The sequence below is a fragment of the Reyranella sp. genome, from assembly GCF_036558665.1.
Taxonomy (GTDB): Bacteria; Pseudomonadota; Alphaproteobacteria; order Reyranellales; family Reyranellaceae; genus Reyranella.
In genome coordinates, this window is the sequence record NZ_DATBFE010000012.1 from 72,531 (window position 1) to 80,915 (window position 8,385).

The following is an 8,385-nucleotide window of genomic DNA, read 5'->3' on the forward strand; positions in this document are numbered from 1 at the left end:
AATTTCGGTCCGGTGACTGTGGTTTCACTTTAAATGGGGCGCAGCCTTTGTGCCGCAAGCAAAAAATGCCGCCGGAACGAGGGGCTGACCGGCCTGTTCCCGACCCTTCCTGCCATTTTCCGGCCGCACAATCCAGCGCAGGCGGTGGTCGTCCGGCGCTCGCCGAAGCATAAGGCGGCACTCAGACAGCGTGAAATCCTGGCTTTTTCCCGACTTGCCGCGATCCACCGGTCGCAAAAGCCGCGCCGTTGCGCGATCCAGCCGGTCCCGCCGTGGCGGGTGATCCCGCCTCCCCAAGGCCTGGACAACCCGGCTGAGCAGCCGTGCCGCCTGCGGTTGGTCGAGGCCCTCCAAGGCGGCGCGATCGAGAGCCACTGCGTCCGGCGGTTCGAGATCGAGAATTGCCAACGCGATGTCGGCCAGACTGCGATCACGCGCCGCACGGTCCGCGGCCGCCGAGGGCCGGTGCGTCGCTTTGGCCGGTGGCCGGCCGCGCAGGCGGCTGCGCTCGAAGCGCGGATCGGCATTGGAGGGATCGTCGATCCAGCGGACCCCTCGTTCCATCAAGGTCGCTGTCAGCCGCATCCGGGCAACGGCCAGAAGGGGCCGCAGCAGGCGTGCATCGCGATGCTCGACCACGGCCGCCATGCCGGCGAGCCCATCCGGTCCGGTTGCCCGCGCGGCGCGCATGGCCACGGTCTCGGCTTGATCGTCGGCGTGATGGCCGAGGAGGAGGTGAAGGATGCCGTGGCGGCGGCAGGCCTCGAACAGCAGCCGGTACCGGGCAGATCTTGCCGCTGCCTGGATGCCGCTATCCGGCTTCCTGCCAGACCAGGCCAGGACTTCGGACGAAATATCGTGTCTGGCCAGCAAAGCGCGGGTTGCTTCGACCTCGGCGGAGGACTGGGGGCGCAAACCATGATCGACGATCAACGCGAGGACACGCCCCCCGCGGTCGGCCGCCCATTCGCGCGTCAGAAAGGCCAGGCTCAGCGAATCCCGGCCTCCGGAGACGCCGACGGCCACGGCGGGCTTCGTCTCGAACGGCCCCAGAGGCGCCATCAGAGAAGCGAACTCGTCGCGGGCGATCGCGCCTGGCACTCAGGCGCTCACCGGCAATTGTCCCGCTGCCGCTCCTGGTCGATCCGCCGCTTCTGGAGATCGGTCGCATGCGGATAGTCCTGGGTGAAGCGCGCGAATACGGCGCAGGCATCGCTCTTGCGACCCAGCACGGCGAGCGTGATGCCGAGTTTCAGAAGGTTGTCGGGCCCCTTCGGGCTGGTCTTGTAGACCTTGTAGCCTTCCGCGAAGGCGGTCATGGCATTCTGGTAGTCGCGGCGGGCGTAGTACGACTCGCCCAACCAGTACTGCGCGTTGCCGGCGAGGACATGCTTGGGATAGCGCTGCACGAACGCGCGGAAGTCCCGTTCGGAACCGGCATAGTCGCCGTCCTGCAGCAGCTTGAAGGCGCTGTGATAGAGTTGATCGGCGGAGGCCGTGGACGTCGCCGCCTGCTGGGGGCCCGGTCCGGACGATGACGGCGGAGGGGCCGAAGGCGCGGCCGGTGCGGGCCCGGCCGGACGTGGCCCTCCCTTGCCGCCTTTCTCGAGCTGATCGATGCGGAAGTCATAATCTGTCCGCATCTTCTCCATCTGCTGTTGAAGCTGCTGGTTCTGGTACTGGAGCTGCTCGATCTGGCCGGTCAGCATGGTGATCGACTGTTGAAGCTGATTCAGCCGGTCGTCGATGTAAACGGCGTTGCCACTTTGCGCCGCTGCCGCCAATGGCAATGCCAGCGCCAGGATCAGGAGCCCGGGGGTGAGGATTTTCATGTCAGACGCAAGTCTCTGTTCAAACCCGGCCATTTTCGGGCAGGACTGGCTGGCCCTCAAACGAAAACGCCGGTCGCTGGGCGACCGGCGTTGAATTCGCCTCAAACGTTGGTCTACTGCAACACAGAGATGCCGACTCGATTGCGCGCCCAGGCGCCCTCGTCGGAGCCGAGGACTTCCGGACGTTCCTTGCCGTAGCTGATCGTCTGGATCCGCGAGGCCGGTATGCCCTGGGCCACCAGATACTGCTTCACGGCGTTGGCGCGACGCTCGCCGAGCGCGAGGTTGTACTCGCGCGTCCCGCGCTCGTCACACTTGCCCTCGATGGTGATCGGGTAGTTCGTGTACTGCTTGAGCCACGTCGCCTGCTTGTCGAGCGTGGCACGGCCGTCCGGGCGGATGCCCGACATGTCGGTGTCGAAGTAGACGCGATCGCCCACATTCTGCTTGAAGTCCGCGACGGATCCGGGGGTCACCGTCGTGCTGGCCGGAACGGCAGCCTGTTGCGTGTTGCTGCAGGCGGTGATGAGAATCATTGCCGCCGCAGCAGCGAGTGCCTTGATCGTGCGCATCTAATCCTTTCGCGTCGCTTGCACGACACGCTCCTCTCGGTTTCCCACTCGGTTCCACCGCTCCCAAACGATGATGACCCGAGCGTGTTACGCTCGGGCCAACAACCCGATCATATCGCTCGCTATTGCGGAATCAAGGGTGACCATGCGGGATCCGATGCATCGGTCGGCGTCGGCACCTGTCTTCCGAATCGTCCGGTGATGTCGATCTGATGAAGCGTCACCGAGCCCGCGCGCCCGCCCGAGTTCGGCTGCTGCTGGAAATACATCAGCACGCGACCGTTGGGCGCCCAGGTCGGACCCTCGACGAGAAAGCCGCTCGCCAGCATCCGCTCGCCGCTGCCGTCGGGCCGCATCACGCCGATGCCGAAGCTGCCGCCCATGATCTTGGTGAAGGCGATGTAGTCGCCACGCGGCGACCATACCGGCGTGGCGTAGCGGCCGTCGCCGAAGCTGACGCGCCTTTCAGCGCCGCCGCCGGCGCCCATGACGTAGAGCTGCTGCGTTCCGCCACGGTCGGAATTGAAGACGATTTGCGTGCCGTCGGGCGAGTAGCAGGGCGAGGTGTCGATCGCCGCGGTGCTGGTGAGGCGGCGAAGGTTCTGGCCGCGCAGATCCATTTCGTAGAGGTCGGTGTTGCCGTCCTTCGACAGGCTCATCGCGACCTTGGTGCCGTCGGGCGAGAAACGCGGCGCAAAGCTCATGCCCGGGAAGTTTCCCAGAAGCTCGCGGCGCCCGGAATCGACGTTCTGCAGATAAACCTTCGGCGGCGAGTTATTGTCGGCATACGCCATATAGACGATTTCCTGCAGCGTCGGAGAGAAGCGCGGCGTCACCGCGAGCGTCCGGCCGTCGGTGATAAAGCGGTTGTTCGCGCCATCCTGATCCATGATCGCGATGCGCTTGGTTCGGGTCGTCAGCGGACCGGTTTCCGACACATAGGCAACCCGCGTGTCGAAGTAGCCTTCCTCGCCGGTCACGCGCTTGTAGACCGCGTCGGCGATGATGTGTCCGAGGCGCCGCCAGTTGCTCGGCTGGCTGGTGAAGGAAAGACCGGTCGCTTGCTGGCCGACCACGACGTCCCACAGCCTGAAATCGACCTTTATGTTGCCGCCTACCTGGGCGATCTGTCCGACGACCAGCCCCTGCGCGCCGATGCTGCGCCAGTCGGCAAAGCGGGGCGCCGCATTGGCGTTGACATTGCGCTCGATGAACGAGCCCGGCGATATCGATCTGAACAGTCCACAATTCTGCAGGTCGTTGCGGACCACTTCGGCGATCTGCGCGCCCATCGAATCGCCCGCGAAGTCGACGATGGCGATCGGCACCGGCTCGAAGCTCGGTCTCGTCATGTCGATCGTGAGCTGGGCGTGCGCCGGCGCCGCGAAGGCAGCAAGGGCTGCGGCGCACAGCATCGTCCGCAGATGTCTGAAGTGCATCATGTCGAACCTCATTGGTCGTTGGGGGGCAGTCTCTATAGCGCGACCATCGTCAGTAGTCGCGGGGATCGAAATGGAAGGTGATGGTGCGCCACGCGTTGTACTTTTCGGGTGACAACGGCCAGGGCTGGCAACGCGGATTCATCACCGCCCGCCATGCCGCATCGGCGGCGGCGCGATAGACCGGATCGCTGTTGTAGCGACCGGTCTCCTTGACTTCCGCGTTCGTCGGCGTGCCATCCTGGTTCATCTGCACCAACAACGTGACGATCGGCGCTTCCTTCGAGCCGCCGAACGAATTCCAGCACGGCCGGATCTTGTTGCGCACGCCCTCGATCTCGCTCGCCGACACCACGGCGGCGAGATTGGGTGCGCTGGGCGCCTGCCGGGTCACCTGCTCGACCGGCTTGGGCTGCTGCTCCGGTGTCTGGATCTTGGTGCGCGACTCCTGGTTCTTCAGGATATTGTCGATCAGGTTGTCCACGTTGGGCTTGGGCGGTTGCGGCTTGGGCGGCGCCGGCTTGGGCGGCTCGACCTTCTTGACCTCCGGCTTCGGTGCGGGCTTGGGCGGCTCCGGCGGCTTCTCGACCTTCGGCGGCTCCGGCTCCTTGGGCTTGAGCGCGATCTTCTCATCCACGGGCTTGGGCGGCTCGGGCTTCGGCTTCTCCACCGGCGCGGGAGGAATCGGAATGGTCTTGGCTTCGTCCGGCTTCGGTGCCGGCGGCGCGGGCGGCGGCTCGGCTGTCTTGGGCGGCGGCGCCTTTGTCGTCTCCTTGTCGATCTTGGCGTCCTTCGGCTGCGGCGGCGGGTTGCCCACCGTGGGCGCCGCGGCATGCGGTGCAATCGCCTCGAAGTCGATCATCACCGGTTCGGGCTCGATCTGCGGCCGATCGAAGAAGTCGAAGTTCACGATCGCCACCACCAGCGCGACGGCGTGCAATCCGACCGACAGCAAGGCCGGTGTGCGCATTTCGACGCTGGTGCTGGAGCGGCGGAACATCGGCCGGGACCTGCCGATCAGCGCCGCTTCTTTGCCGGTTGCGCCGGCGCGCCCGATTTGGATGACGGGGGCTCGGCCTGTTCGCCCAGGAGCCCGAGCTGCCGGAAGCCGGCATCGATGACGACGCCCATCACCTGCATCATGCGGCCGTAGTTGATCGTCTTGTCGCCGCGGATGAAGACGCGCTGGTCGGGCTTTTCGTCATGCACGGCCTTGAGCTTGGTGGCGAGATCGTCGATCTCGTACCTCGTCTCGCCGAGAAAGACCTCGTCCTTGGCATTGACCGACACGACCAGCGGTTCGTCCTTGCCGCCGACCTGCTGGGCGCTGGTCTTGGGCAGATCGACCGGCACGCCGACCTGCAGGAGCGGCGCGGTGATCATGAAGATCACCAGCAGCACCAGCATGACGTCGACCATCGGCGTGATATTGATGTCGGCGATGGGGTGATAGCGCCGCCGCCGGAAGCGGCCCGCGCCGCCGGCGGAGGGAACAATCCCGGCCATCAGACGTGCTCCTCGAGCTGGCGCGACAGAATGGTGATGAATTCGCCCGCGAACGCCTCGAGCTGCAGGGCGTAGCGCTGGATCTGGCCGGACAGGATATTGTAGGCGCCGGCAGCGGGAATGGCGGCCACGAGGCCGATCGCGGTGGCGAACAGCGCTTCGGAGATGCCTGGCGCCACCACCGCCAGTGAAGTGTTCTTCGACACCGCGATGTGGCCGAAGCTGTTCATGATGCCCCATACCGTGCCGAACAGGCCGACGAAGGTCGCGTTCGCGCCGACTGTGGCAAGAAAGCCCAGCCGTTTCTCGATCGCCTCCATCTCGCGCTGGATGGTGACGCTCATCACCTGTTCGATGCGCTGGCGCAGTCCCGCCCTTGCCGACGCGCTCGCGGCAAGCCCCTTGGACACGGAGCGGCGCCACTCGCGCATTGCGGCGGAGAAGATGCTCGACATCGGATCGTCCGGCTTGCCGCCCACACGGTCATAGAGGTCCTCGAGTGAAACGCCGGACCAGAAGGTGTCCTCGAAAAGCTGGGCACTGCGCTTCAGCGCGCGCAGGCGGATCATCTTCTCGAAGATGATCGCCCACGACCAGAAGGAGGCCAGCAGCAACGCGATCATGACAGCTTTCACAACCCAGTCGGCCTGCAGGAACAGGCCGTAGACCGACATGTCGATGGGGGGGCTGCTGCCGCCAAGGGGGGTGCTGGCGACCGGCGCTATCGGGTCCATTGGTATTCTCCGTCCGTTGCAGAGCGTTATATCCGAATATGGCGTGAGCGGGGCGGGTCCGGCGGGCCAACCGCTTGCAGGGCTTGCCGAATCTGGGTTGGAAGGCGCACCGGCCGACCGGCCGAGCTCATGCACGCGACAACGAGTTCGGCGCGCAGCAGCGTTTCGACGCCGCGCCGCGCCTCCTGGAGCATGTCGAGCGATGCGCCGCGCAGTTCGCCGCAGCAGGTGACGATCTCGATCGTGTCGTCCAGTCGCGCGGGCTTGAGGTAGTCGATCGCGCAGCGGCGCACGATCCAGTTCACATCACTATCGACGCGGAGCGCGCTGTGTTCGTGGCCGAGCATCCGGAGCATCTCGGTCCGGCCGCGTTCGAGGAAGCGCAGCCAGTTCCCGTAATAGACGATGCCGGCGGCGTCGGTGTCTTCGTAGTAGACCCGCAGCGGCAAGACGTGCCGTCCCCCCTCGATGCGCCCCGACGTGGGCTGGGCCGCCGGCGCGCTCACGCCTCGTCCGCCTGCCCGCCCGTCGCGAGCAAGTCGAGTTGACGCTTCTGTTCCTTCGGCAGCACACGACCGAGATGGCGATAGCCGCCTTCCGAGAGCAGCCGGCCGCGCGGCGTGCGCATCAGAAGGCCGAGTTGCATCAGGTAGGGTTCGATGACGTCCTCGATCACGTCACGCTGCTCCGACAACGCGGCGGCCAGCGTCTCGACGCCGACCGGCCCGCCTCCGTAGTTCTCGGCGATGCAGGCGAGGTAGTGGCGGTCCATCGCATCGAGGCCGCGCGCATCCACTTCGAGCCTTGTCAGGGCTGCGTCGGCCGCTTCGGCATCGATGACGGCATGGCCTGCGACGGAGGCAAAGTCGCGGACTCGGCGCAGCAGGCGATTGGCGACGCGCGGCGTGCCGCGTGAACGCCGGGCGATCTCGGCGCCGCCGTCCTTCGCCATCTCCACCTTCAGGACATGCGCTGCGCGATGTACGATCGTCTCGAGCTCTGCCGGCTCGTAGAACACCATGCGCAGGGGAATGCCGAAACGCTCCCGCAAAGGGCGCGTCATGAGGCCCGACCGCGTAGTCGCGCCGACCAGGGTGAAGGGCGGCAGCTCGATGCGCACCGAGCGCGCCGCCGGTCCCTCGCCGATCATCAGATCAAGCTGGAAGTCCTCCATCGCCGGATAGAGGATCTCCTCGACCGCGGGATTGAGCCGATGGATCTCGTCGATGAACAGCACGTCGTGCGGCTGCAGGTTGGTAAGCTGCGCCGCGAGATCGCCCGCCTTCTGGATCACCGGACCGGAAGTGGCGCGAAAGCCCACGCCCATCTCGCGCGCCACGATCTGCGCCAGCGTGGTCTTGCCGAGGCCCGGGGGCCCATGGAACAGCACATGGTCGAGCGCTTCTTTTCGCGCCTTCGCGGCAGCAACATAGATCTTCAGGTTCTCGCGCAGCTGCTTCTGGCCGATGAAGTCGTCGAGCGTCTGCGGCCTGAGCGCCAGTTCGGCCGCGTCCTCTTCGGCGCGCTTGGAGGTGACCAGCCTCTCTTCGCCGCTCATCGCGCCAGCTCCTGCAGGGCAGCACGGACCAGCGCATCGAACGTGGCGCCGTCGCCAAGCCGCTGCGTCGCCCGCGCCACCGCGCCGAAGGCCTCGACGCGCTTGTAGTCGAGATTGACCAGGGCGGAGACGGCGTCCTCGTTGATCGAGCCTGACGGCACTGCGGCCGGTGCCGCCGCGGTTCCCTTGGCCACAGGCGCCACACCGAACGCAGCCGCCTTGTCCTTGAGCTCCGTCGCGAGGCGCGCCGCGAGCTTGGGGCCGACGCCGGCGGGACGGCTCAGTGTCGTGCGATCCTGGGCGGCGATGGCGCGGGCGATCTCGTCGGGCGCGAGCGTCGAGAGGATCGACAACGCCACCCTGGCGCCGACGCCCTGCACGGTCGTCAGGATGCGGAACCAGTCGCGCTCGGCGGTCTCGAGAAAGCCGTAAAGCGCGATCGCATCCTCGCGCACGATGGTCTCGACCAGCATGGTCACGTCGCCGCCGACCACGAGATCGCGCAGGGTGCGCGAAGAGGCCGACACGAGGTAGCCCACGCCGCCGACGTCGATGACAGCCGAGTCGGTGTCGACCGAATCGACGATGCCTTTCAGCTTGGCGATCAAAGGGCCGCCTCCACGCGCTTCGCCGTGGCCCGATGATGGGCGTGGCAGATGGCGACGGCCAGCGCATCGGCGGCGTCGGCGCTGGCCGAACAGCCGGGCAGCAGGCGGGCCACCATCATGGCGATCTGGCGCTTGT

11 protein-coding genes are annotated in these 8,385 nt (G+C 66.3%); all 11 read right to left on the reverse strand.

The annotated features are described in order from the left end of the window. Nucleotides 1-24: 24 nt before the first annotated feature. Nucleotides 25-1,026: a tRNA lysidine(34) synthetase TilS gene (gene tilS / locus VH499_RS02340; RefSeq protein WP_332051070.1), complete on the reverse strand. Its 1,002-nt coding sequence runs from the start codon at nucleotides 1,024-1,026 to the stop codon at nucleotides 25-27. Nucleotides 1,027-1,109: 83 nt separating this feature from the next. Further along, the gene (ybgF, locus tag VH499_RS02345) at nucleotides 1,110-1,832 is read right to left on the reverse strand and encodes a tol-pal system protein YbgF (RefSeq protein WP_332051071.1); all 723 of its coding nucleotides are present in this window, start codon (nucleotides 1,830-1,832) and stop codon (nucleotides 1,110-1,112) included. Nucleotides 1,833-1,945: 113 nt separating this feature from the next. After that, complete coding sequence (gene pal / locus VH499_RS02350; RefSeq protein WP_332051072.1) at nucleotides 1,946-2,404, reverse strand: peptidoglycan-associated lipoprotein Pal; 459 nt, start codon at nucleotides 2,402-2,404, stop codon at nucleotides 1,946-1,948. 122 nt (nucleotides 2,405-2,526) lie between these two features. Then, on the reverse strand, nucleotides 2,527-3,846 hold the full coding sequence (gene tolB / locus VH499_RS02355) for a Tol-Pal system beta propeller repeat protein TolB (RefSeq protein ID WP_332051073.1): 1,320 nt from the start codon (nucleotides 3,844-3,846) through the stop codon (nucleotides 2,527-2,529). A 49-nt stretch (nucleotides 3,847-3,895) separates the two neighbouring features. After that, on the reverse strand, nucleotides 3,896-4,843 hold the full coding sequence (locus VH499_RS02360; RefSeq protein ID WP_332051074.1) for a hypothetical protein: 948 nt from the start codon (nucleotides 4,841-4,843) through the stop codon (nucleotides 3,896-3,898). Between the two features lie 17 nt (nucleotides 4,844-4,860). Next, nucleotides 4,861-5,349: a protein TolR gene (tolR, locus tag VH499_RS02365; protein WP_332051075.1), complete on the reverse strand. Its 489-nt coding sequence runs from the start codon at nucleotides 5,347-5,349 to the stop codon at nucleotides 4,861-4,863. Next, on the reverse strand, nucleotides 5,349-6,083 hold the full coding sequence (tolQ, locus tag VH499_RS02370; RefSeq protein ID WP_332051076.1) for a protein TolQ: 735 nt from the start codon (nucleotides 6,081-6,083) through the stop codon (nucleotides 5,349-5,351). The genes tolR and tolQ overlap by 1 nt, the downstream gene beginning before the upstream one ends. A gap of 26 nt (nucleotides 6,084-6,109) precedes the next feature. Next, complete coding sequence (gene ybgC, locus VH499_RS02375) at nucleotides 6,110-6,589, reverse strand: tol-pal system-associated acyl-CoA thioesterase (protein WP_332051077.1); 480 nt, start codon at nucleotides 6,587-6,589, stop codon at nucleotides 6,110-6,112. Continuing rightward, complete coding sequence (gene ruvB, locus VH499_RS02380) at nucleotides 6,586-7,641, reverse strand: Holliday junction branch migration DNA helicase RuvB (RefSeq protein WP_332051078.1); 1,056 nt, start codon at nucleotides 7,639-7,641, stop codon at nucleotides 6,586-6,588. The genes ybgC and ruvB overlap by 4 nt, the downstream gene beginning before the upstream one ends. Then, complete coding sequence (gene ruvA / locus VH499_RS02385; protein WP_332051079.1) at nucleotides 7,638-8,249, reverse strand: Holliday junction branch migration protein RuvA; 612 nt, start codon at nucleotides 8,247-8,249, stop codon at nucleotides 7,638-7,640. The genes ruvB and ruvA overlap by 4 nt, the downstream gene beginning before the upstream one ends. Beyond that, nucleotides 8,246-8,385: crossover junction endodeoxyribonuclease RuvC (locus VH499_RS02390; RefSeq protein WP_332051083.1), on the reverse strand; the 140-nt coding region annotated here is incomplete at its 5' end. The genes VH499_RS02390 and ruvA, both read right to left, overlap by 4 nt.

Bases quoted from the DNA above. Each gene is read 5' to 3' on its own strand.
- ybgF (WP_332051071.1), bottom strand. From the start codon at position 1,832: ATGAAAATCCTCACCCCCGGGCTCCTGATCCTGGCGCTGGCATTGCCA.
- pal (WP_332051072.1), bottom strand. From the start codon at position 2,404: ATGCGCACGATCAAGGCACTCGCTGCTGCGGCGGCAATGATTCTCATC.
- tolB (WP_332051073.1), bottom strand. From the start codon at position 3,846: ATGATGCACTTCAGACATCTGCGGACGATGCTGTGCGCCGCAGCCCTT.
- VH499_RS02360 (WP_332051074.1), bottom strand. From the start codon at position 4,843: ATGTTCCGCCGCTCCAGCACCAGCGTCGAAATGCGCACACCGGCCTTG.
- tolR (WP_332051075.1), bottom strand. From the start codon at position 5,349: ATGGCCGGGATTGTTCCCTCCGCCGGCGGCGCGGGCCGCTTCCGGCGG.
- tolQ (WP_332051076.1), bottom strand. From the start codon at position 6,083: ATGGACCCGATAGCGCCGGTCGCCAGCACCCCCCTTGGCGGCAGCAGC.
- ruvB (WP_332051078.1), bottom strand. From the start codon at position 7,641: ATGAGCGGCGAAGAGAGGCTGGTCACCTCCAAGCGCGCCGAAGAGGAC.